General features: G+C 52.2%; 20 protein-coding genes. 10 read left to right on the top strand and 10 right to left on the bottom strand.

Annotated features, from left to right (window positions below; all coding sequences use genetic code 11):
- Positions 1-120 precede the first annotated feature (120 nt).
- Positions 121-1,053: a 23S rRNA (adenine(1618)-N(6))-methyltransferase RlmF gene (rlmF, locus tag EGK14_RS09260; protein WP_125288795.1), complete on the top strand. Its 933-nt coding sequence runs from the start codon at positions 121-123 to the stop codon at positions 1,051-1,053.
- Between the two features lie 12 nt (positions 1,054-1,065).
- On the opposite strand, the gene EGK14_RS09255 is transcribed toward rlmF, so the two are convergent.
- On the bottom strand, positions 1,066-1,740 hold the full coding sequence (locus EGK14_RS09255) for a mechanosensitive ion channel domain-containing protein (RefSeq protein ID WP_370256203.1): 675 nt from the start codon (positions 1,738-1,740) through the stop codon (positions 1,066-1,068).
- Between the two features lie 156 nt (positions 1,741-1,896).
- Positions 1,897-3,708 (bottom strand): metallophosphoesterase, encoded by a 1,812-nt coding sequence (locus EGK14_RS09250; protein ID WP_125288794.1) that lies wholly within the window; start codon positions 3,706-3,708, stop codon positions 1,897-1,899.
- Positions 3,709-4,315: 607 nt separating this feature from the next.
- Between EGK14_RS09250 and EGK14_RS21280 the strand changes: the two genes are divergently transcribed.
- The gene (locus tag EGK14_RS21280; protein WP_158616037.1) at positions 4,316-4,474 is read left to right on the top strand and encodes a hypothetical protein; all 159 of its coding nucleotides are present in this window, start codon (positions 4,316-4,318) and stop codon (positions 4,472-4,474) included.
- Positions 4,475-5,691: 1,217 nt separating this feature from the next.
- On the opposite strand, the gene glnQ is transcribed toward EGK14_RS21280, so the two are convergent.
- The 6 genes from glnQ to rhtA form a co-directional block, all read right to left on the bottom strand.
- Positions 5,692-6,414: a glutamine ABC transporter ATP-binding protein GlnQ gene (gene glnQ / locus EGK14_RS09245; RefSeq protein ID WP_125288793.1), complete on the bottom strand. Its 723-nt coding sequence runs from the start codon at positions 6,412-6,414 to the stop codon at positions 5,692-5,694.
- A complete protein-coding gene (glnP, locus tag EGK14_RS09240) occupies positions 6,411-7,070 on the bottom strand; it encodes a glutamine ABC transporter permease GlnP (RefSeq protein WP_125288792.1) in 660 nt (219 codons plus the stop codon). Before glnP ends, glnQ begins: the two co-directional genes overlap by 4 nt.
- A gap of 81 nt (positions 7,071-7,151) precedes the next feature.
- Positions 7,152-7,898, bottom strand: coding sequence for a glutamine ABC transporter substrate-binding protein GlnH (gene glnH / locus EGK14_RS09235; protein ID WP_125288791.1), 747 nt, complete (start codon positions 7,896-7,898; stop codon positions 7,152-7,154).
- A gap of 266 nt (positions 7,899-8,164) precedes the next feature.
- Complete coding sequence (locus tag EGK14_RS09230) at positions 8,165-8,428, bottom strand: DksA/TraR family C4-type zinc finger protein (protein WP_125288790.1); 264 nt, start codon at positions 8,426-8,428, stop codon at positions 8,165-8,167.
- A gap of 96 nt (positions 8,429-8,524) precedes the next feature.
- A complete protein-coding gene (dps, locus tag EGK14_RS09225) occupies positions 8,525-9,028 on the bottom strand; it encodes a DNA starvation/stationary phase protection protein Dps (protein ID WP_125288897.1) in 504 nt (167 codons plus the stop codon).
- A 371-nt stretch (positions 9,029-9,399) separates the two neighbouring features.
- Positions 9,400-10,296, bottom strand: a complete 897-nt coding sequence (gene rhtA / locus EGK14_RS09220; RefSeq protein ID WP_125288789.1) for a threonine/homoserine exporter RhtA — start codon at positions 10,294-10,296, stop codon at positions 9,400-9,402.
- Positions 10,297-10,673: 377 nt separating this feature from the next.
- Here rhtA and ompX point away from each other — a divergent pair, with 377 nt between their 5' ends.
- From ompX to EGK14_RS09180, 8 genes are all read left to right on the top strand, one after another.
- The gene (ompX, locus tag EGK14_RS09215; RefSeq protein ID WP_125288788.1) at positions 10,674-11,186 is read left to right on the top strand and encodes an outer membrane protein OmpX; all 513 of its coding nucleotides are present in this window, start codon (positions 10,674-10,676) and stop codon (positions 11,184-11,186) included.
- Positions 11,187-11,520: 334 nt separating this feature from the next.
- Entirely contained in the window at positions 11,521-11,973 is a 453-nt protein-coding gene (mntR, locus tag EGK14_RS09210; protein ID WP_125288787.1) for a manganese-binding transcriptional regulator MntR, read from the top strand.
- Between the two features lie 21 nt (positions 11,974-11,994).
- Positions 11,995-13,110: an SLC13 family permease gene (locus EGK14_RS09205; protein WP_125288786.1), complete on the top strand. Its 1,116-nt coding sequence runs from the start codon at positions 11,995-11,997 to the stop codon at positions 13,108-13,110.
- A 108-nt stretch (positions 13,111-13,218) separates the two neighbouring features.
- A complete protein-coding gene (locus EGK14_RS09200; protein WP_125288785.1) occupies positions 13,219-14,394 on the top strand; it encodes an HlyD family secretion protein in 1,176 nt (391 codons plus the stop codon).
- A complete protein-coding gene (locus EGK14_RS09195) occupies positions 14,391-15,959 on the top strand; it encodes a DHA2 family efflux MFS transporter permease subunit (RefSeq protein ID WP_125288784.1) in 1,569 nt (522 codons plus the stop codon). Before EGK14_RS09200 ends, EGK14_RS09195 begins: the two co-directional genes overlap by 4 nt.
- A gap of 1 nt (position 15,960) precedes the next feature.
- Positions 15,961-17,523, top strand: a complete 1,563-nt coding sequence (locus EGK14_RS09190) for an efflux transporter outer membrane subunit (protein WP_125288783.1) — start codon at positions 15,961-15,963, stop codon at positions 17,521-17,523.
- 447 nt (positions 17,524-17,970) lie between these two features.
- Complete coding sequence (locus tag EGK14_RS09185) at positions 17,971-19,458, top strand: sugar porter family MFS transporter (protein WP_125288782.1); 1,488 nt, start codon at positions 17,971-17,973, stop codon at positions 19,456-19,458.
- 102 nt (positions 19,459-19,560) lie between these two features.
- Positions 19,561-21,153 (top strand): ABC-F family ATPase, encoded by a 1,593-nt coding sequence (locus EGK14_RS09180; protein ID WP_125288781.1) that lies wholly within the window; start codon positions 19,561-19,563, stop codon positions 21,151-21,153.
- 56 nt (positions 21,154-21,209) lie between these two features.
- Here EGK14_RS09180 and EGK14_RS09175 read toward each other — a convergent pair whose 3' ends face one another.
- A complete protein-coding gene (locus EGK14_RS09175; protein WP_233598465.1) occupies positions 21,210-21,659 on the bottom strand; it encodes an emp24/gp25L/p24 family protein in 450 nt (149 codons plus the stop codon).
- A 139-nt stretch (positions 21,660-21,798) separates the two neighbouring features.
- A complete protein-coding gene (locus EGK14_RS09170; protein WP_125288780.1) occupies positions 21,799-23,343 on the bottom strand; it encodes a sensor domain-containing diguanylate cyclase in 1,545 nt (514 codons plus the stop codon).
- Positions 23,344-23,434 lie beyond the last annotated feature (91 nt).

The raw sequence follows: 23,434 nt of genomic DNA, 5'->3' as shown, positions 1-23,434 counted from the left end.
CTCCTGACAAAGGGATAGTTATTACATAGTAGCCGCTTCGTCGTGGGAAAAAAGGCGGGAATTGTTTACGATTTTTACCGCAGCAGGTATCTTACGCGCCTGCAGATAAGAGAGCCGTTCATGAAAAAGATTGTCGAAAAAACCCAGCTTCATCCCCGTAACCGCCATCGTGGCCGCTATGATTTTCCTGCCCTGATTGCCAGCCATCCGCCGCTGGCGGAGTTTGTGGCGGTTAATCAGTACGGTGATGAATCGGTGAATTTCGCCGATCCGGCCGCGGTAAAAATGTTAAATCAGGCGTTGCTGAAGCATTTCTATCAGGTGGAGCAGTGGACAATCCCCGAGGGTTTTCTTTGTCCGCCGGTGCCGGGCCGCGCTGACTATGTTCATCATCTGGCCGACCTGCTGGCAGAAGATAACCGCGCCGTCGCGCCGCGCAACATTAACGTGCTGGATATCGGCTGCGGCGCCAACTGCATTTACCCGCTGATTGGCTATCGGGAATATGAGTGGCGCTTTACCGGCAGCGAAATCAACGAAGAGGCGATGCGCGCCGCGAACGCCATTATCGCCGCCAACCCGGGCCTGAATCGCGGTATTCGCCTGCGTCGTCAGAAAAATACGCAGGCAATTTTTCACGGCGTTATTCATAAAAACGAGCAGTATCATGCCGTGTTGTGCAACCCGCCGTTTCACGCATCCGCCAACGAAGCGCAGCAGGGTACGCAACGCAAGGTGCGTAATCTCGGACTGGATAAAAACGCGCCGTTAAACTTTGGCGGCCAGCAGGAGGAGCTGTGGTGTGAAGGCGGCGAAAAAGCCTTTATCAGCCGCATGATTAACGAAAGCGTGGATTTTGCGAAACAGTGCGTCTGGTTCACTTCACTGGTGTCGCGCCGCGAAAACCTGCCCGAGCTGTGGCGTGCGTTGGAGCAGGTCGGTGCCGTGACCGTACGCACCGTAGAAATGGCTCAGGGTCAGAAGCAGAGCCGTTTTATCGCCTGGACCTTTATGGAAAAGGCGGCTCGCGAACGCCAGATGAGCCGTCTTTAATATCCACGGTCATTACTCCGGCGCAGGCAACGCAGGTATAGTGGCGGCGGCATCCAGCCCGCTGCCGTTTTGCATGACCTGCATCGTTGGATGCGGCGCTGTGATCCCCGCCGCATCAAAATGCTTCTTCACCATATTGTCGAGCGCGAAACGCCCCGACCACTGCTTCAGCGGTTGGGTAGTAAAGGAGACGCGCACGGTAAAAGCCTGATTGGTCAACCCGACCAGTCCCGGCGAAATTCGGCTCGCCAATGACACCATGCCGCGGATGGTTTCGTCCTGCACCAGCCCGCCCACCGCTTCGCGCAGCGTGGGATTAACTTTATCGCTATCCTCACTGCGATCCACATCGTAATTCGCCACGAAAGAGCCAATGCCGCGCACGAAATTGGCTAACGAGGCGATCGCAGGCCAGGGGATAATATGGCAAGCGCCGGTATGCTGGCGAAGGCCCACCGAGCGGATTGACATGTACTCCACCGCGTCGGTAATGGCGCCAATAGTGACCAAATCGCCCGTGTACATTCCGTTCTCAAACAGAATAAAAATACCAATAATATCTTTAACCAGAGTTTGTGAACCGAAGGATACTGCCAGGCCCTGCTGGCGGGCAATCTTGCTGCTACCGACATTGAGCGCCTCGCTGAGCATCTGACCGACAAACAGCGCCACGCCCGGTAGCAGCAAATCAATGATAAACGTGCCCGGGATGATTGCCGGAAGGAGCAGCCAGCTGGTGCGCTCGCTGTTTTTACGGCGGCTGGTTAAACAAATAATGATTGCATCAGCTGTCCCTTTCCCGACGTAACCGTTTTAAATTAAAAATTTCCACGTCGTATTCACCTAAGCAGACGGTAAAAATTTAAAACTCTGGAAAGGTCCCTCTCGTCTGCTCTGCAGGTTCAATTTTGGAAAACCTCCGTTTAAAGAATCGGACACCGTCAATACCAGATCGGGAAATTTATAGCTCACAAGCTTCATTTCCCCGGGGAATAACGCAAATTTATCGTCCTCAATGCACCAAAAGCTGCCTGCCTGCCTGCTATTTTTCTCCATAATGACCCAACCAGAAGCATGCTCGCAGCACATTGCCATATTCAGACTGGTATCCAGCAGCTGAACCACGTTATTGCCCTTATGCGGCGCGGGAAGAACAATAAATATCATTTCTTCAGCGTTTTTCAACCAGTCCAGGGTCAAATAAGCAACATCGCTTCTTCTGGTTATGCCCTGGATAACGGTTCGGTCCACCACGCCTATCCTTACCCGCGAAGCGATCGCCGTTTCCTCTACATTAAAACGCTGGCCTGCCGTATTATGCCTGTCATTAAGCGTAATATAAGTACCAAGATTACCGTTGCCGATAGTCGCCTGCATAACCAGGTTTCTGTTTTTAAAGTTTGCTATCTCATAAGTACCATCTGGCTGATAATTAAAGCACCAGTAATGCTCTTCCTTAAATTCATTGGGGTGAGAGATAATATACCCGCCACCATTGTCATGCCAGGCGATAATATTATTGCTATGTAGTTCCTTAATTTGAAAAACATTAAAGCCTTTTTCTGGGGATTTCAGAAGAGTAAATTTCTGCTTATTATCCTGGATGTCAAGAGGTTTAACAATAAGTCTGGGGTTAAACTCGCTGGGCGCAATGGTTTGTGCATGACTACCGGAAAGAAGAATGTTAACAGTGGATCTGTCTGCTGGTGCCTTTCTTTCCTTTAATGGGATGGTATATATTCTCTCTTTATTTCGCCAGTTATTTTCTTTTACCAGAAATATAGTCATCTCTTTTTCAGAGCATTCGGTAATCAGGTAGGTCTGCTGAGAAGCCGACCCCGAAAGAAATACAGGAACAGCGCCGCCAAGATAGTTAGTAAAAGACCGGTTAAAACCATGAGTTTTATGATAGTGGCCCGCAAAAACAGCCTTAACCTCATATTCTTTTATCAGTCTTTCTATCTGTATTTTGAAAGCATCTGGCCAGGAATTGGGTTTATGTACATTGATAAAAATATTACGTCCCTGGGAGGACGCCATTCTCAGGTCATTTTCCAACCAATTTATCTGATTGTCCGCCCGTAAATACATACTCAGTTTCATCCAGTCATTGACACCACTTTCTGAAGGTGCTCTGGGAAAGTCATAATTTGTCATTCCTGGAAAATTATTCAGCTGAATAAAGTGTAAATGCTCGCCTTCATCCCAGGAGTAGCTAAAACTTCCCGTAAAGGTCTGCTCAAAAAGATGTCTTGCTGCATCCCATCTCTTATTAGGCAAGCTTCTGGTCATATAATGCGTATAAAATTCATGCATAGCCCCAATCGCTGCCTGATTCTGCCAGGTATCATTATAATTATTTTCTATATCATGATTACCCAGCCCATAGCAGTAAGGTGCCTGAAGGGTTCCCATTAATAAATTCATTACGTCTCGTTGCCACTTATGACCATAAGCAGTAATATCGCCATTAATAATAATCCGGGTATCTATCCCCTCATATTGGTGATACTCATTTATACTGTTATATTGTCGGCTTATCAGATCATATGAGCGCTGTCGTTGAGTTGAGCTATCTTCATACCCCCCGTCATCGGTAACATCGGTCCAGGGATATTGAGGATCAGAGGTGATAACAATACTTTTTATATTCATAACATTTCCATTAATTAAATTACTACCTGGTTAAATTTTTTATCATTTACGAACAACCTTATTCATAAAAAACCTGAAAATGTATATCAAGTTAATTACTGTTAAGTAAATGAAAAGCTCATAACATCATTTTCAATTAGTTATTGTAATTGCCAAAATAAACGACGGCAATTTCAATAATTACCGATGCTCTCTTAAAACCTGACGAGGAAGATAATACTTTCTTTAAAGGGAAATAAATTGCATTCATTGTATAATGATACATTTAGAATATAAATATGCCTATAGCCTGTGTGACGGATGAGACTGGCCGAAGCAACAGATGCACGAAAGACATTGATCGGACGTTGATTTTAAATGGTCCGCGCGTTATAAAAAGCGTTCGGGTTAAAGGTGCTATGAGGAGCGTTGACCCTGTTGCGGTAGGTTTTTTCTATTTACCCAGCATCTCGCTGCTAAACCGACTGCTGACGTCGGTGACGCTTTCCAACGCCGTTTTATCCTCTTCTTCCGGCTGCATCAGCACGGGAACTTTTGTTTTAGCAATGCTTTCGGAGGCGCCTGCAGCTGGTTAATCAGCTCGGCTCGCGATTGATCGTTTTGTAGAATGTTGGCCAGCGCGGCACAGGCGGCTTTTTTCTCTTCCGGAACCGGTTCGCCGGAAGCGCCGTCGTTGCGACCGGGAAGCCGCAACGACGGCGACAGGCAGGCTGACGGCCTGAGCCTGACAGCAAAAAAACAGCGGCGACTAACGGTAGCCATCTGAACATACAGCGCCAGGAGGGCAGGGTTCCCGACATCATATGCTTCTTTAACGGCGCAAGAACAACAGCCAATAAATATAGCCAGTCAGAAAGCACAGAAAAAAATATAATTAACCGGGTAATAATGAATAATGAAGTAAGCGTGGCCGCACGGCTAAAATAGCTACTGGTCTGTTTCCTATTTGCATGAGAATTATTTTTACTAAAAATTACGAGCAATCACTCAATTATTGACATTGATTATGGTATTAATTCGAATCAGTGTGAACTTTCGATCGGTCATATTTATAATGACGTGGGTTTTTAATGAACGAGAAAAGCTTGATTTTCATATCGGATCCACGGTATCCATGGACAAACTTGACGGATGATGGAGGGTATGAAAGTGACGCTGAAAGAAAAGGACAATCTCAAAATTTGATTGCATCTCAATATAACAGCATTAATGAGTATAATAACCAACAAAGAGTTTTTACTCGGATAATAATTAATGGAGATAGTACGTTCTTCGGTCACGAATGAAAAAAGGAGAGTCATAAATTCTTTAATGAGACTGCTCGACTATCCCCTTCGTTATGATTCAGGCAATCATGATATAGAAAATAATTGTTGAGATTTATTAGCTAATACAGCGGGTTTCGGCACTATGAACGATTATGCTAATCATTGCTGAAGTCTTAATTTACCAGAAAAACGTGGGGCGTTGCGCAGGATCGCCATCGCTATACAGTAAGTTTTAATTACTCATGCGATTAAGGCCCAAATCTGCCTGTTATTCAGCTGAATAAATTTCCAGGAATGACGGGATACGCCTATTCTGTCCCGTAAATTTGTAATTGCCTGGAACAGAGCAGCCGGTAACTGCATTTTTATGCACAGTAACGAAGATAAGGATGAATATTATTGACGTCTTTTACCGCAGGATAATGGAGGCTATATTTTTGCTAACCTGGTCCGGGACGCGAATAGCGCCTTAATATTTTCAGACGTAACGCGTTCCTTAACAGGAAATGGAAACTTGCTTTGTGTATTTAACAGAACCAATACGCCAGATCGGATATTTGAATCAGATATACGTCGTTTGGGGAATACCGATAACAGCCAGAGAGGAAAGTGGTAATGATAATGAAATTGAATAGCCGGGTAATTTATTTTGACATCTAAAGTTCAGGCCGATAAAAATTCGTCCCACAATAATTAGTGGGACGACCATATCATTTTATGAAACGTGCTGTAAGAACTCCTGCAGGCGAGCGCCCGGTGGGTTGTCAATCAGCTCTGCCGGATCGCCGTCTTCCGCAATGCGGCCTTTGTCGATAAAAATCAGGCGTGAAGCCACTTTTTTCGCAAAGCCCACTTCGTGCGTCACGATAACCATGGTCATGCCTTCTTCCGCCAGGTCCTGCATCACCTTCAGCACTTCATGACGCAGCTCCGGATCCAGCGCGGAGGTTGGCTCATCGAACAGCATCATCTTAGGCTTGACCGCCAGCGCGCGGGCAATGGCCACACGCTGCTGCTGGCCGCCGGAAAGCTCCGATGGGAAATGGTGCGCGCGTTCGGCCAGGCCGACCTTGCCCAGCAGCTCTTTTGCCAGACGCTGCGCATCGGCTTTGCTGGCGCCGCGCACGCGGATTGGGCCAAAGGCGACGTTATCCAGCGCGCTCATCTGCGGGAACAGATGAAACTGCTGAAATACCATGCCCGCTTCCTGGCGGATCAGACGATCGTCTACTTTGGGATCGTTGACCTTCAGCCCGTCCACAATCAGCTCGCCGGTGGTGATCTCTTCCAGCTTGTTAATGCAGCGCAGCAGCGTGGATTTGCCGGAGCCGGAAGGCCCGATAATCACCACGACTTCGCCCTGTTTAATAGTCAGATCGATATTATGCAGAACCTGCGTTTCGCCAAAATGTTTGGAGACGTTTTTAAATTCAATCACAGGATTTTCATCCTTTTTTCAATGCGACGCAGAACAAAGCTCAGCACCAGCGTAATAAACAGATAGATAACGGCTACGGCACTCCAGATTTCAAGCGCGCGGAAGTTACCGGCAATGATTTCCTGGCCCTGGCGAGTCAGCTCCGCCACGCCGATAACGATAAACAGTGAGGTATCCTTGATGCTGACGATCCACTGATTGCCCAGCGGCGGCAGCATGCGGCGCAGCGCCAGCGGCATAATAACGTAGCGCAGCGTTTCGCGGCTGGAAAGACCCAGCGCCAGACCGGCTTCACGAAAGCCCTTATTGATTGACAGCACGGCGCCGCGGGTAATTTCAGCGATGTAGGCGCCGGAGTTAATCATGATGGTAACCACTGCTGCGCTGAAAGGATCGATGCGCAAATCGTTAAAGGCCATCGGCAGCGCAAAATAGATAAACATTACCTGCACGACAATCGGCGTGCCGCGGATAAGTTCAATAAAGACCAGGGCGATATTACGTGACAGCCAGCCGCCGTAAGCGCGGGCAAAACCCGCTATAAGGCCGATGATCAGGCCGCCGATAAGGCCGAGGACGGATATCCACAGCGTCAGGCGGGCGCCCTCAAGCAGGGCCGGAATAGATGGCCAGATGGCGCTCCAGTCAAACTGCATTCTTATTTCTCCGGATCAAAACCATATTTCGTTGGTGTGGAAAACGCAGGCGCACTGCGCGCCTGCGAAAAGTAAAAACCGTTATTTAGGCTCGGAACCGAACCATTTTTTATAAATCGTGTTGTAGGTACCGTTTGCACGCAGCGTTTTCAGCGCGCCGTTTACTTTTTCACGCAGCTCGTCGCTGCCTTTGGGGAAGGCGATACCGTAATCCTGCGCTTCAATCGAGTTGCCTACGGCTTTGAACTGGCCTTTACCTGCGGTGTTAATGAAGTAAAGGATGTTTGGCGTATCGTGCAGCACGGCGTCCGCACGGCCCGTACCCAGCTCCATATAGGCATTATCGATATTAGGGAACTGGCGCAGATCTTTGGTTTTAATATGCTGTTTAGCATAATCCACAGAGCCGGTTCCGCTTTTTACCGCTACGACTTTGCCATCAAGATCTTTCAGACTTTGAATTTTGTCGTTATTGGCTTTGACCATCACCAGCAGACCGCTTTTGTAGTAGCTGTCGGAGAAATCAATCGCCTGCTTGCGGGCGTCAGTGATAGTGATACCTGCCAGCGCCAGATCGACGTTACGCGTCTGCAGGCCCGGGATGATACCGCTAAAATCCATTGGTTTAAGGGTATAATCCAGCTTCAGTTCCTTCGCGATAGCTGCCCACAGCTCCACGTCGAAGCCCACATATTGGTTACCCTGTTTGAACTCAAAAGGAACAAAGGCGGTATCGGTGGCGACAACCAGCTTTTTTTCTGCGGCGGTAGAAGAGACGGCAAACGCCAGCGTCAGCGCAGCCAGGGAAAACTTAACAAGTGACTTCATCTTTTTATCCTTATTGCAGTCGGACAAGCGCCTTGTCCGATTGAATGCCAGCAGCCATATGAAAAAACTATGCCAGGTTTTCAAAATATATTGAAAACAGCACGTTGAGTCAATTTAACAGGGATAATGACGCCTTAAGCAGCGCGATGCACCACAGTGAGGCACCAAAGTGGTGCGCTGGTTTCATTATGGTGCAATCCAGTTTTAACCTGGCTGAGGAGAAAAGACAAAGTAAAAAAGGAAAGGGTGCGAGAGCGCTCGCGTGATTAGCGCAGCTGACTGTCTTTGCTGCCACGACGATTAAAAAGCGTCGACTGCTGCTGTTTGTCTCGCTGTGCCTGGCATTGAATACAATATTGTACGCCGGGCAGGGCCAGACGGCGAGCTTCGGGAATCGCATCCCCGCACTCTTCACAATATTTTGCGCTGACGCCATGATGAATGGCGCGCCGGGCGCGATCTACGGCATCTTCTACCGTTGAGTCGATCTGTTCCTGTACGGCATCATCACGTGCCCAACCACTGGCCATCGCTTTCCTCCATATAAGAAGAGCAGATGAAAGGCCTCATCTGCTCGCAAAAACTACTCTATAAAAAGTGGGGCTGCTGGCGCAGCCCGCATCGGCTTACTCGATATTAGATTCAATGAACCACAGGAATTTATCCAGGTCGCGTGAAGCGGCAGTAAAGATATCTGCAGTGTCTTCATCTTCGACTTCACTAATCGCTTTACGCGTATCGTTAGCAACAACGGCATAGCGTTCTGCCAGCGCTTTAAGGTGATCCTGAACGGTATGAATATTCAGCGGATAGCTTTTCAGCGGAGTGCGATCGTTCACTACCTGAGTCGTGCCCAGCGCCACGCCGCCCAGCTGTACTACGCGCTCTGCAATGGTATCCTGATGATCGGTAATCGTAGTGCGGAAACCGTCCAGCATCTCGTGCACGCCAATAAAGTTAGCGCCGCGCATATTCCAGTGCGCCTGTTTGGTAATCAGGGACAAATCAATGAATTCCGTTACCAGACGATTCAACACCTCAATGGTGGCTTTCTTTTCCTCATCGGCCACGTTGTTGCGGGTGTAATGCAGATCGGTCGCAGTCGTTTTTACCAGTTTAGCGGTACTCATCATTAATATCCTCTTAATGGTCAGTTGTCCTGAATGTACCGAATAAGTATAGCAGCGCTTTTCAACATTGCCATGACGATACTGCCTATTGCACAAATAGTAGCGGCCTTAGGGTTTAACTTACTGGTATTACAGAGAAATAATTCGTTAGCCGTAACTAATAAGTATTCTCATTTAGAGGATTTTTGATAACTCTCTGATATATAGATTTTTTTTAATTTATTATTTCGTTACAAATTACGAGAGTAAAGCATTTTAAAAATCCAGTCATTATTAATCAGGCCCAGAATTATCTGAGCCTGATTTGAATCGAACGTTTTTTAACACTGGATTAATTAAATTTACCGTCAGGTTAATATTTTTGAATATAGCTATTCACGCAGCTCGCTAATCGGAACGATTTTTTGCTTAGCGGGACGCAGGCTTAGCGTAGCGCCAGCGGAGGCGATAATAATGGACAGCAGGCCCAACCATTGCGGCAGGGTCAGCAGCTCGCCCAAGAAAATCATGCCGGAAAGCGCGCCCATAGCCGGCTCCAGGCTCATCAGCGTGCCAAACGTTTTGGCCGGCAGCCGGGTCAGCGCGACCATCTCCAGCGTATAGGGAAACGCGCTGGAAAGAATGGCAACAATAAGAGCAACCGGTAAAACTGCCAGGCTCCAGACGCCGCTGTCGGCAAAAGTAAAGCCGACAGGGACAAAAACCAGCGAAGCGATCAGCGATCCCATCGCGACGGTGGCCGGGCCGTGTTCCGCCCCAGCGCGTTGACCGCTCAGAATATAAATGGCCCAGCAGGCGCCAGCCAGCAGCGCAAAAAATGCGCCTGTGGGATCGACGCCGGACATGCTCTTGCCAAGAGGTAGCAAAAGCCAAAGCCCAAGTAGCGCCAGCGCTACCCAGAGAAAATCGCGAGGCTTTCTCGACCCCACCAGCGCCAGCGTCAGCGGACCGACGAATTCCAGCGCAACGGCAATGCCCAGCGGGACGGTACGCAGCGCCAGATAAAACGTATAGTTCATGCCGCCCAGCGCCAGGCCATACAAAACCAGAGGCACGACGCGATCGCGGCTGAACCGCAGCCGCCAGGGTTTGAAGATGAGGCAAAGAATAAGCGTGCCCAGCCCAAGACGCAGGGCGGTGATCCCCGGCGCGCCGACCACCGGAAACAGGGTTTTCGCCAGCGCGGCCCCGCCCTGAATAGAGGTCATGGCGAGCAAGAGCAGTAAGACAGGAAACCAGATTGAAGAACCGCGTGAAGAAAGAGACATCCTTTTGACCAACCTTATTTGTCCATCGAACGGGAGAAAAGTTCCCCGAAGTGTACCAACAGATTGCGCAAGCCTGGCCATAATGGCCCTGAAAAAGGGCAAAGAAATTCGGAAAAATCGTCGTGAAGCACGCGCAAACAGGTAAAGAAGTGTCAGTTTAATTAAGATTTATCTCAATGAACAAATTTTTACATTGCGGGTCAGGCGAAGCGGTAAAGAGAGAAATATAAGTAAAAAGAATGAGATAGAAAGAATCATTAACGTCCTGTTACACCAAACACTGTCTTGGACAACAAAAACGGGGCAGAGTTTCTGGCTGAGGTTTGTTATATTTTCAGCGTTGTCAGGAGATAAGTACTTTCACATTTGAGGTGGTTATGAAAAAAATTGCATGTCTTTCAGCACTGGCTTGTGTACTGGCAGTTTCTGCTGGTTCAGCGATGGCACAGAGCACAGTTTCCGGTGGTTACGCACAAAGCGATATGCAGGGCGTGGCTAACAAAGCTAACGGTTTCAACCTGAAATACCGCTACGAAAACGGCAGCGATCCACTGGGCTGGATCGGTTCTTTCACCTACACCGAGAAAGATCGTACCGACGCTGGCGTCTATAACAAAGGCCAGTACTATGGCATCACCGGTGGCCCTGCCTACCGTCTGAACGACTGGGCCAGCATCTATGGCGTGGTGGGTATCGGTTACGGTAAATTCCAGCAGAACGCACCAGCGCGTGACAAGTCTGACTCAAGCGACGTAGGCGTGTCCTACGGTGCGGGCTTCCAGTTCAACCCAGGCATCGAAAACGTTGCTCTGGACGTTGGCTACGAGCAGAGCCGCATCCGCAGCGTAGACGTTGGCACCTGGATTGCTGGCGTTGGCTACAGCTTCTAAGCTTGCCTGAAACCAGCTTCGGTTGGTTGATAAAAAATCCGCCCCCGTGGCGGATTTTTTTATGGCTGAATCAGCCGGCGGACTTTTTTTCTGCGGTGAGCATTTCCAGCAGCATCAACCGCAGCGTAAAAGGCGAACGGCACAGCAGCTGTATCAGAAGTGGTTTTTTCATGGTTTCCTCCGTTCGCTTTATGTACAGATATAGCACGGGCTATAATTTGTAGCCAGCGCTATTGCTCACGATTTTGTGCTTCCGTGCGCTTCGTTTACAATGTGGCACCATCAGGCTGATGCGAGCGCCTGCACGCGCCAGAAATAATAATGAGGAAGCTGAATGAGTCGTCGCGCCAGAACCGCAGTGCCTGCGCCACTGAAAGAGATAGAAGAGCATGTCGAAGGCTTCCGTCAGGTCCGGGAAGCCCACCGGCGTGAATTGATTGATGACTATGTTGAGCTGATTTCCGATCTGATCCGTGAATTTGGCGAAGCCCGCCAGGTTGATATGGCGGCGCGGCTCGGCGTTTCCCAGCCTACCGTTGCCAAGATGTTGAAACGCCTGGCTACGGTCGGACTGGTCGAGCAGGTTCCCTATCGCGGCGTGTTCCTGACTGCCGAAGGAGAGGCGCTGGCGGAAGAAAGCCGCAAACGCCATCATATTGTGGAAACGTTTTTGCTGGCGCTGGGCATTAGTCCTGATACCGCCCGCCGCGATGCGGAAGGGCTGGAACATCACGTCAGTGACGAAACCCTGGCTATTTTTCAGCAATTCTACGAAAGCCGTCAGTAATTTCCTTTCAGGTGAGTCCGTATGGCAACGCTGCTCAGGCCTTTTTTGCACGATCGCTTTCTGCATCTGTTAATTTTATTGGGCCTGCTGCTGGCCTGCTTTGCACCTTTCTCGCTGCGGCAGCTGCCTGCTGCGGTGGACTGGTCGACCATACTGACGCTGGGCGGGCTGTTGATGCTGACCAAAGGCATCGAATCCAGCGGTTATTTCGACGTGTTGGGTCGTCGCCTGGTGCAGCGTTTTCAGACAGAGCGTTCGCTGGCGCTGTTTCTGACCGCTGCCGCCGCGCTGCTGTCGACTTTTCTGACCAACGATGTCGCACTCTTTATCCTGGTACCGCTGACGCTGACGCTGCGTCGCTACTCTTCGCTGCCGATCGCCCGGCTAATCATTTTTGAGGCGCTGGCGGTTAACGCCGGATCGCTGCTCACGCCTATAGGCAATCCGCAAAATATCCTGCTTTGGCAACATGGCCACGTCGGCTTTACCGGTTTTATCGGCCAAATGCTGCCGCTGGGCGGGGCGCTATTGGCCAGCCTGCTGCTGCTTACCGCGGTCAGTTTTACCTCTAAACGGATTGAGCGCTCGCCACAGTCGCCGGAAACGCAATGGCAGCGCTCGTTGCTGATTGCCAGCGTGGTGCTCTATTTGCTGTTTATTATCGCGCTGGAGATGGGCTATGCGGGCTGGGGCGTTTTGCTGGTATTTGGCGTTTTTCTGCTGATGGCACGTCGCACGCTGCTGGCGATCGACTGGAGCCTGCTCGCGGTATTTATCGCCATGTTCGTGGATGTTTTTCTGTTAACCCGGCTTCCCGCTTTACAGCATTTGCTTCAGCAAATTCCGCAGCTGCCGGAGGGCGGGAAATATCTGCTGGCGATTGGTCTGTCGCAGATTATCAGCAACGTGCCGGCTACCATTTTACTGCTGGCGAAGTTGCCAGCCAGCACGCTGCTGGCCTGGGCGGTGAATATTGGCGGTTTCGGGCTGCTGCCCGGCTCGCTGGCGAACCTTATCGCGCTGCGGATGGCGAAAGATCGCTCTATCTGGCTGCGTTTTCACTTTTACTCGCTGCCCATGCTGCTGTGGGCAATAGCGCTGGGCTGGGTGCTGCTTTTAGGCATTGATGCGCTGTAACCTGAATCTTTTCTGACTTTGTAAAGAAACACTGGCATTTGTCAATTTAGGCCCTATGTTTATAACAGCGTGAATCTTGCGGGCTCGGCTTGAGCCCGCCGTAACCTGATGAGAACTATGGCTAATCAATCAAATTCTTCCTCAGATGATGACCAGCGTCATCCGCAGAACAATTCGCAGTCTGACGACCAAAACGGCAAACCACAGCAGGACGACCAGCAGCAGGACGACGGCGAGGCAGAACGTAAACGCCCCGGCAAAAAGCCGCTGATTATTCTGGCTATTGTGGTGATCGTCATGATCATCGTCGGCTTTTACTTCTGGTTTACCGGCCGCAATATAGAAACGACGGACGATGCCTTTACGGAATCGGACGCCGTGACTATTGCACCTAAAGCCTCCGGCTACGTCACTAAGCTGCTGGTTACCGATAACCAGCGGGTGAAAAAGGGCGATCTGCTGGTGGTTATCGATCCGCAGGATACCCAGGCGCAGCGCGATCAGGCCCAGGCCCAGCTTGGCCTGGCCGTGGCCCAGCTGCATCAGGCGCAGGCTTCCCTGGCGCTGTCTAAAGTGCAGTATCCGGCGCAGAAAGATCAGGCGCTGGCGCAGCAGGCCAAGGCGGAAGCTAACCTCCTTAACGCTCAGGAAGATTACAAACGCCAGCGCGGCGTCGATCCGCGTGCGACCTCGCAGCGTAATATCGATGCGGCCAGCGCGCAGTTAAGAAGCGCGAAGGCCGAGCTGGAAAGCGCAAAAGCGCAGGTAGAAGTCGCCTCGCAAATCCAGCTGCAAATTCGCCAGCAGGAAACCAACGTGGAAGCTCGTCAGCAGCAGGTCGAGCAGGCCAAAGCGCAGCTGAACACGGCTAACCTCAACCTTTCCTATACCGAAGTGCGCGCGCCTTATGATGGCTTCGTCACTAAACGTAACGTGCAGGTCGGCACGCTGGTTCAGGCTGGCACCTCGCTGTTTTCGCTGGTTTCGCCAGATGTCTGGATCACCGCCAACTTTAAAGAGTCACAGCTGGAAAGAATGAACCCTGGCGATAAAGTGCATATTTCCGTGGATGCCTGGCCGGATATGAAACTGGAAGGGCACGTGGAAAGCATCCAGATGGGTTCAGGCTCCCGTTTCTCGACCTTCCCGTCGGAAAACGCGACCGGCAACTATGTGAAAATTGTCCAGCGCGTGCCGGTCAAAATCGTTATCGATAAGGGGCTGGATCCGAACAAGCCGCTGCCGCTGGGGCTGTCGGTGGAGCCTGAGGTAACAGTGGAATGAGTCAAAGCCAGAGCTGGCAGCCGGCCAGTAACCCCTGGCTGGTCGCGATGACGGTGACGCTGGCGGTGTTTATGGAGATCCTGGACACCACCATTGTCAACGTGGCGCTGCCGCACGTCGCTGGTTCGCTCTCATCCAGCTATGATGAGTCAACCTGGGTGCTGACCTCCTATCTGGTGGCGAACGGCATCGTGCTGCCGATCTCCGCCTTCCTCAGCCGCGTATTTGGTCGTAAGCAGTTCTTCCTGATCTGTATTGTGATGTTTACCGTCTGCTCTTTTCTGTGCGGCATCGCTACCGAGCTGTGGCAGATCATTCTGTTCAGGATCCTGCAGGGCTTTTTCGGCGGTGGCCTGCAGCCGGTACAGCAATCGGTACTGTTGGACTACTTTAAGCCGGAAGATCGCGGCAAAGCGTTTGGTCTTTCTTCTATCGCCATTATTGTCGCGCCGGTGCTTGGCCCGACGCTGGGCGGCTGGATCACCGATAACTACAGCTGGCGCTGGGTATTCTTTATTAATATCCCGGTCGGCATCCTGAGCGTGCTGGCTATCTATCAGCTGCTGGAAGATCCGCCCTGGGAGCGTAAATGGGCCAAAGGGAAACTGAATATCGACTATATCGGTATCGGTTTAATTACCCTGGGGCTGGGATGTTTACAGGTCTTTCTCGACCGCGGCGAAGATGACGACTGGTTCAGCTCTAATTTCATTATGACTTTCGCCATACTGAGCGCTATCGGGCTGGTCGGCGCGGTTTACTGGCTGCTCTATGCCAAAAAGCCGGTGGTGGATCTGCACGTGCTGAAAGATCGCAACTTTGCTGTCGCCAGCATTCTGATGTCCGGCATGGCGGCTATTCTCTACGGCAGCTCGGTGGTGATCCCTCAGCTGGCGCAGCAGGATCTGGGCTATACCGCCACCTGGTCAGGGCTGGTGCTTTCGCCCGGCGCGGTGCTGATCGTGCTGACCATTCCGCTGGTGCTTAAGCTGATGCCGATCGTCCAGACGCGCTGGATTATCGCCTTCGGTTTTACCTGCCTGTTTGTCTCTTTTATCTATTCCGCGAAGCTGACGCCCAATATCGATTTCACCACGCTGGTGATGATGCGCAGCGCGCAGACTATCGGGCTGGGTTTCCTGTTTGTGCCGTTAACGACCATTGCGTTTGTGACTATTCCACAAAAGCTAAATGCGGATGCGTCAGCGCTGTTCACCATGTGTCGTAACGTGGCGGGTTCGATAGGCATTTCGCTTTCTACGGCGATGATTACCGAGCGGGAGCAGGCGCGTAGCGCGCATATGGTGCATAACATGACGCCGCTTAACGAGCCGTTTAATCTGACGGTAGAACGCTGGGCGCAGGGGGTCAGAGACTTTACCTCAGCGGTGGGCGATCCGATTACGATAGCGACAGGGCAGGTCTATAAAGAGATGATCGTCCAGGCGCGTATTCTGGCCTATATCGACGTTTTTATGGGCTTAAGCATTGTCGCCCTGGTTCTTATTCCATTTTGTTTACTGCTGGCGCCGATTAAGAGCGAGGGCAGTGCAGGAGCACACTGACATGAACGTTTTTCCTTTATTTACGCGTTCGCGGCTCGGCGTGCTGCTGGTTGCGGCTATTACGCTGTCGGCCTGTAGCGTCGGGCCGGACTACCGGGCGCCGAAACCGTCCACGCCCGCAGCTTTCAACTCGCTGGCGTCGGATCGCGCGTCTCGTCCCCAGGCCACGGTCACTAATCCGGGCTGGTGGAAATCGTTTAACGATCCGCAGCTAAACAGCCTGATCGATCGCGCCATTGTCGGCAACCTGAGCCTGCAGCAGGCGGTTTTGCGCATCGCCGGTTCTCGTCAGCAGCTTAATCAGGCTCGCGGCGCATGGTTCCCCTCGATCAACGGCGCCGCCTCGGCACAGCGCCAGCAGCTGGGCCTGAAAGGCGAGCTGGAATCGAAAGGCGTCTACAGCCAGCTGGATGAGGTCAGCGGCGATACCGACGTCCGCTCGGCGCTGAACGGGCTGACCAAACCGGTCGGGCTTTACCAGGGCAGCTTCGACGCCTCCTGGGAGCTGGATCTGTGGGGCAAAGTCCGTCGGCAGGTCGAGGCGGCAGGCGCGCAGCAGCAGGAGTCGCTGGAAAGCCGTAACGACGCGCTGGTTTCGCTTGAGGCGGAGGTGGCCCGCACCTACTTACAGCTGCGCGGCGCGCAGCTGATTAGCCAGACGCTGCAAACGCAGATTGAAGTGGCGCAGCAAACGCTGGAGCTGACCCAAAGCCAGCAGCGCAACGGCCTCGCTCCTCAGATGGACGTGGAAAACGCTCGCGCCCAGCTGCATTCTCTGCGCGCGCAGCTGCCGCAGTATGAATCGCAAATGCATCAGGCGATGAACGGGCTGGCGGTGCTGATCGGCAAGCCGCCGGGGGCGCTGGATGCCGAGCTGGCCGCGCCTAAAGCGATGCCAGGCTTGCCAAAAGCGGTATCGGTCGGTCTGCCGTCCACGCTGGCGCGGCGGCGTCCGGACGTGCGCCAGGCGGAAGCGAGACTGCATGAGGCAACAGCCAGTATCGGCGTTTCCGTCGCGCAGCTGTTCCCGGATTTCTCGTTGACCGGACAGTTCGGGATGCGTAATACCGACGCCAGCTATCTGGATAACTGGAGCAGCCATTTCTACAGCTACGGTGCCTCGGTCTCGCTGCCCATTTTCCAGGGCGGCAGGTTGGTTTCTGGCGTAAAACTCGCCAGAGCGGAGCAGGCCAGCGCTGCGCTTGGCTATCGGCAGACGGTTCTGACCGCCTTGCAGGATGTGGAAAACGCGTTAGTCAGCTATCGCACCGATCAGCAGCAGGTGGAAGGGCTGGATCAAACGGTCGACGCGCTGCAAAACGCCTTCGATTTAGCTAACGACAGCTATGGCAAGGGACTTTCTTCATTTATCGACGCGCTAACCGCGCAGCGTCAGCTTGCGCAGGCGAAGCAGCAGGCCGCGTCCGCCAGAGTGCAGAGCAGCCTGGATTTGGTCGCGCTCTACAAAGCGCTGGGCGGCGGCTGGGAGCTGTACCAGAACGTGCAGCTGCCGGACTACTCCGTTTTCGGCCCTGCGGAAAGCGGCGATACGCCTGCAGGCTGAGGCTCTTACCCGACCGGCGGTAACGCGATGTCGCCGCCGGTCGCCTTACCTGATGTTGCCCGTTCCCGCCTTTGCCGCCTTTTATGAAAACATCTGTCCCACCTGTTACAGACTTGTTTCTCTCTACTATCGCAATGCTTAACGGCTATAAACCGCTTATGGTAAAAACCTCTGCTGCTTTTTCATTAAAATGAAATAAAGATTTTATTAGCATACGGGTGTGATTTTAGCTTTAACCCTTGCGGAGAAGGGTGAGGCACAGTATTGCGCTCCGCTTATGATACTTGCGTCACAAAAGCAGCGATGCGGTGAGAGCTGTGCCGCAAAATTTAATTTTCATTGTTATTTTAAATGAAAGGAATGCACTAAGTTAAGAGCCTGGAGAATATACCAGGCGCCACTTTATTTCTGGCGGCCTGACCTGCAAATAACGAAGAGGTCAACACAATGCCTAAAGAACAATATCTCACGCCTAATCGGGCCTCAGGGCCTAACAGCACGTCGCGAACGGAACCCTTCGTCAAAGTGATCGCCGTTATCGCCACGCTGGGCGGTCTGCTGTTTGGTTACGACACCGGGGTTATTTCCGGTGCGCTGCTGTTTATGGGCACGGAGCTGCATCTTACGCCATTCACTACCGGCCTGGTGACCAGTTCGCTGCTGTTCGGTGCCGCCTTCGGCGCGCTGATTTCTGGTCATTTCGCTGCGGCAGCCGGGCGGAAGAAAATCATTATCGTTCTCGCCGTCATTTTCGCCATTGGCGCACTGGGAACCTCACTGGCACCTGATGTGCACTGGATGATTTTCTTCCGCCTGGTATTAGGCGTGGCAGTCGGTGGCGCGGCGGCAACCGTGCCGGTCTACATTGCCGAAATCGCACCTGCCAATAAGCGCGGACAGCTGGTTACGCTCCAGGAGCTGATGATCGTTTCTGGCCAAATGCTGGCCTATATCTCCAACGCCGGTTTTAACGCGGCCTGGGGCGGCGAGCAGACCTGGCGCTGGATGCTGGCGATCGCTACCGTGCCCGCCGTGGCGCTCTGGTTTGGCATGATGTTTATGCCCGATACGCCGCGCTGGTACGCGATGAAAGGTCGTCTGGCGGAGGCGCGCAAGGTGCTGGAGCGAACCCGCGCCAAAAGTGACGTAGAGTGGGAAATGACGGAAATTGAGGAAACGCTCAGCGAAGAGGAAAACAAAAACAAACCCAGCCTGAAAGAGCTGCGCAAGCCCTGGCTGTTCAAACTGTTTCTTATCGGGATCGGCGTAGCGGTGATCCAACAGCTTTCCGGCGTAAACACCATTATGTATTACGCGCCCACCATGCTGAAGGCGGTGGGTATGAGCACCGACGCTGCGCTGTTTGCCACTATCGCCAACGGCGTGATTTCAGTACTGATGACTTTTGTGGGGATCTGGCTGCTGGGCCGTTTGGGACGCCGCACTATGACCATGATCGGTCAGTTCGGCTGCACCGCCTGCCTGCTGTTTATTTGCTGCATCAGCTATTTTATGCCGGAAACGGTCAATGGCCAGCCGGACATGATGCGTAGCTATCTGGTATTGCTGGGCATGTTGATGTTCCTCAGCTTCCAGCAGGGCGCGCTGTCGCCGGTCACCTGGCTGCTGCTTTCGGAAATTTTCCCAACTCGTCTGCGCGGGATTTTTATGGGCGGCGCGGTATTTGCGATGTGGATTGCCAACTTTATTATCTCGCTGGTTTTCCCGATGCTGCTGGCCACGGTAGGGCTTTCCGGCGCGTTTTTTGTCTTTGCCTTTATTGGTCTGTTCGGTGCGGTATTTGTTATCAAATGCGTGCCGGAAACACGCAACCGCAGCCTGGAGCAGATCGAACATTATTTACATGACTGGCTGAGTAATGACGTCGAGACGCAAGCCGTACGAGTGCCGGAACATAAAGCTGAAAGCCATTAGCGAAATCGGGAAGCTTCAGCGGGCGGCGGTGTATTCGTCGCCCCTTTTTTTTGGCATACTATGCGCTGATTTATTCTCCCATCGTAAATGAAAGGCAATCCTGTGCTAGTTTCCAGCAACGTCACCATGCAGTTTGGCAGTAAGCCGCTGTTCGAAAACATCTCTGTCAAATTTGGCGGCGGCAACCGCTATGGCCTGATCGGTGCCAACGGTAGCGGCAAGTCCACCTTTATGAAAATTCTCGGCGGCGACCTGGTGCCGTCTGCGGGCAACGTGTCGCTCGATCCTAACGAGCGCATCGGTAAACTCCGTCAGGATCAGTTCGCCTTTGAGCAGTACTCGGTGCTGGATACGGTCATCATGGGCCACGGCGAGCTGTGGGAAGTGAAAGAAGAGCGTGATCGGATTTACGCGCTGCCGGAAATGAGCGAAGAAGACGGCTATAAAGTGGCCGATCTGGAAGAAAAATACGGCGAAATGGACGGTTATACCGCAGAATCGCGCGCTGGCGAACTGCTGCTGGGCGTGGGTATTCCGCTGGAGCAGCATTACGGCCCAATGAGCGAAGTTGCGCCGGGCTGGAAGCTGCGCGTGCTGCTGGCGCAGGCCCTGTTCTCCAATCCAGAGATCCTGCTGCTTGACGAACCAACCAACAACCTGGACATCGATACCATTCGCTGGCTGGAGCAGGTGCTGAACGAACGCAACAGCACCATGATTATTATTTCGCACGACCGTCACTTCCTGAACATGGTCTGCACCCATATGGCCGATCTGGATTACGGCGAGCTGCGCGTTTATCCGGGCAACTATGACGAATACATGACGGCGGCAACCCAGGCGCGCGAGCGTCTGCTTGCCGACAACGCCAAGAAGAAAGCGCAGATTAACGAGCTGCAATCTTTCGTCAGCCGCTTTAGCGCCAACGCCTCTAAATCGCGTCAGGCAACTTCCCGCGCCAAGCAGATTGATAAAATCAAGCTGGATGAGGTGAAGGCTTCCAGCCGTCAGAACCCGTTTATTCGCTTCGAGCAGGATAAAAAGCTGTTCCGTAACGCGCTGGAGCTGGCAGAGCTGACCAAAGGTTTCGATCAGGGCCCGCTGTTTAAAAACGTTAACCTGCTGCTGGAAGTGGGCGAAAAGCTGGCGATTATCGGGCCAAACGGTATCGGTAAATCCACGCTGCTGAAAACGCTGGTGGGTGAACAGCAGCCGGATAACGGCACGGTTAAATGGTCGGAAAACGCCCGCATCGGCTATTATGCGCAGGATCACGCGCATGATTTTGCCAACGACCTGACGGTGTTTGACTGGATGAGCCAGTGGATGCAGGAAGGGGACGACGAGCAGGCGGTACGCAGCATTCTGGGCCGCCTGCTGTTCAGCCAGGACGATATCAAAAAGCCAGCGAAAGTCCTCTCCGGTGGCGAAAAGGGCCGTATGCTGTTCGGCAAGCTGATGATGGAAAAGCCGAACGTGCTGATTATGGATGAGCCGACCAACCACCTGGATATGGAATCTATCGAAGCGCTGAACATGGCGCTGGAGATGTACGAAGGCACGCTGATTTTCGTTTCACACGACCGTGAGTTCGTCAGTTCGCTGGCAACCCGCGTCATTGAAATGACGCCGGGCAAAATCCACGACTTTACCGGTAATTACGAAGATTACCTGCGCAGCAAAGGTATCGCCTGAATTAAATAAAAAGGCGGGGCATCTGCTCCGCCTTATTGGCCCGGTAAGCTATCGGGTCAGATTTTCAGGATCGCGGTTTTAACAAACCACAGAAGAACGGCCACCAGCGCCGGTATCATCAGCGTCCAGGTGATCCTGCTGTTGATATCGTTAAACTTCTCAAACATTCTCTCGAATTTTTCATCTATTCGTTCGAATTTTTCATCTATTCGTTCGAATTTTTCATCTATTCGCTCGAATTTTTCATCAAGCTTTTCAAATCTGATATTAGCGCGCGCCTCGCTGGCGGCTATCTCTTTTATCAACTCGGCTCTGAGTTCCGCCACGTCCGTTTTGGTGGCAAAATTTTCTGAACGAGCCGTAAGCACGGCAAGATCAATTTTTATCTGTCTCGTATCTTCTTCAAGTCGCTCAACGCGCTGTTCCAGAATATCCATATTCTCTCCGTTTCCTTCATCCTTATGCCAGACATCACTCATGTCAGACGGGCACAGATAGCTATCCATATCCCTGTTCCTTGTGTCCTGTAAGCTACGCCAGCCGGGCGATATAAGCAAAGGGCTGGCGGGTATTGGCGGGTAAAGAATAAAGGATAACGGCGTCGAAAAAGGTGAAGGTGCGCAACTATTTGATGTTTTTTGGTAATTACTGGAAGATTTCCACTCTATTCCTTCCGGCTACTTTTGCCTGATAAAGCGCTTTATCCGCCTGGCCGATCAGCGTCTGGCGATCTTCCGGCTGGTTGCTCTGCATCACATGGAGGCCTATGCTTATAGTCACTACTTTAGCCGCGCTTTCGCTGTTACGATGAGGGATCTCCAGCGCGGCAACGGCTTCTCTTATCCTTTCTGCCACTCTCATCGCCGCCTCGTGGCTGCAGTCGGTAAGGATCACCGCAAACTCCTCGCCGCCGTAACGTGCGATCAGGTCATCGGAGCGAAGCCCAATGTTTAACAAGGCGTTGCCGACGTATTTCAAACACTCGTCGCCGGCCAGATGGCCGTAGGTGTCGTTGAACCGCTTAAACGAATCCACATCTATCATCAGCAGCGCCATTGGCGAACGCAGCTTATTGGCGCGCTCCAGGCTACGATCCAGATAGAGGTCGAACTGGCGACGGTTCGCCAGACCGGTAAGGCTGTCCACCAGCGCCAGCGTTTGCAGCGTACGGTTTATCGCCGTCAGCCGATCGCGCGCCGTGGCCAGCTCCTCCTGATCGCGGATAGTATGGCCAATATTACGCAGTAGCAGCCAACCCAGCGCGGCAATCACCAGCAGCAACAGCGCGCACAGCGACAAATATACCACCAGCTCGGCCAGCCAGGCCTGCACCAGCTGCTTTTTGTCATAGCCGACGGTAATCACCAGCGGATAGCGTTTCAGGCTTGCATAGCCAAAAATACGTTCGACGCCGTCAAGCGCGGCTTTATAATTTGCCGTTCCGCTGGGGGAGGACTTTAGTAAATGCGTAAATAATGGACTGTTGGCTATGTTGCGGTTAAGAAGGTTATCAACGAAAGGACGAACGTAAAGAATATTGCCCGTATGGGTCATCAGTGCCAGCAGACCTTTGTCACCCAGGCTGTAATAGCCAAAAATCTGCCGAAAATAGTCGATGCGCAGCGTAGCCAGCAGCACGCCGCGAAAAGTGCCGTCGCGGTTGTTCAGCCTCATTGAAACGGGGACAACCAGCTCGCCGGTGGTACGGCTGCGAATGACCTCAGCAATATGCAGATCCAAATCGCTGTGCTGCTGATGATATTTAAAGTAGTCGCGATCGGCATTGTTACTGTGCTGGTTAAGCATTCCCTGAGAAGTCAGCACCCAGTTGCCTGCGCGGTCGTAGACAAACAGGCCGTGCAGCTGCGGCAGCGACGCTTTTCGCTCCATTAACAGCGTGCGCAGGTAATTCTGCCGCTCGGCGTCCAGACCGACCAGCGTAATACGATCGCGTAGATCCTGCAGCGTCAGTTCAACCGGCAGCAGCGTATCTTCGGCTTGTCGTGACAGTGATTGTGATAAATTCCGGGCATTATTCTGAGTTTCATTCACAACGCGCTGCCAGATACTGTAAACCACCCATCCGTTCACCAGCACGACGGCACAGCCTATCACCAGCAAAAATACAACCAGCAGGCGACGCAGACTCTGCATGCTGACATCCGGTTGCGGGTGATGCTCCTCACTCATGCAATTCTCCCTGGTGCGACGTTCGCAGTGATCTAACTATAGCGGCAGCCGGGAGAATGGGTTGTTTTTACAGACTAAACGGACAAGGAAT

Source organism: Erwinia sp. 198, assembly GCF_003937915.1.
GTDB classification, from domain to species: Bacteria; Pseudomonadota; Gammaproteobacteria; order Enterobacterales; family Enterobacteriaceae; genus Erwinia; species Erwinia aeris.
Note: the sequence above shows the minus strand (reverse complement) of the source record. Positions and strands in the feature narration are given on the sequence as shown.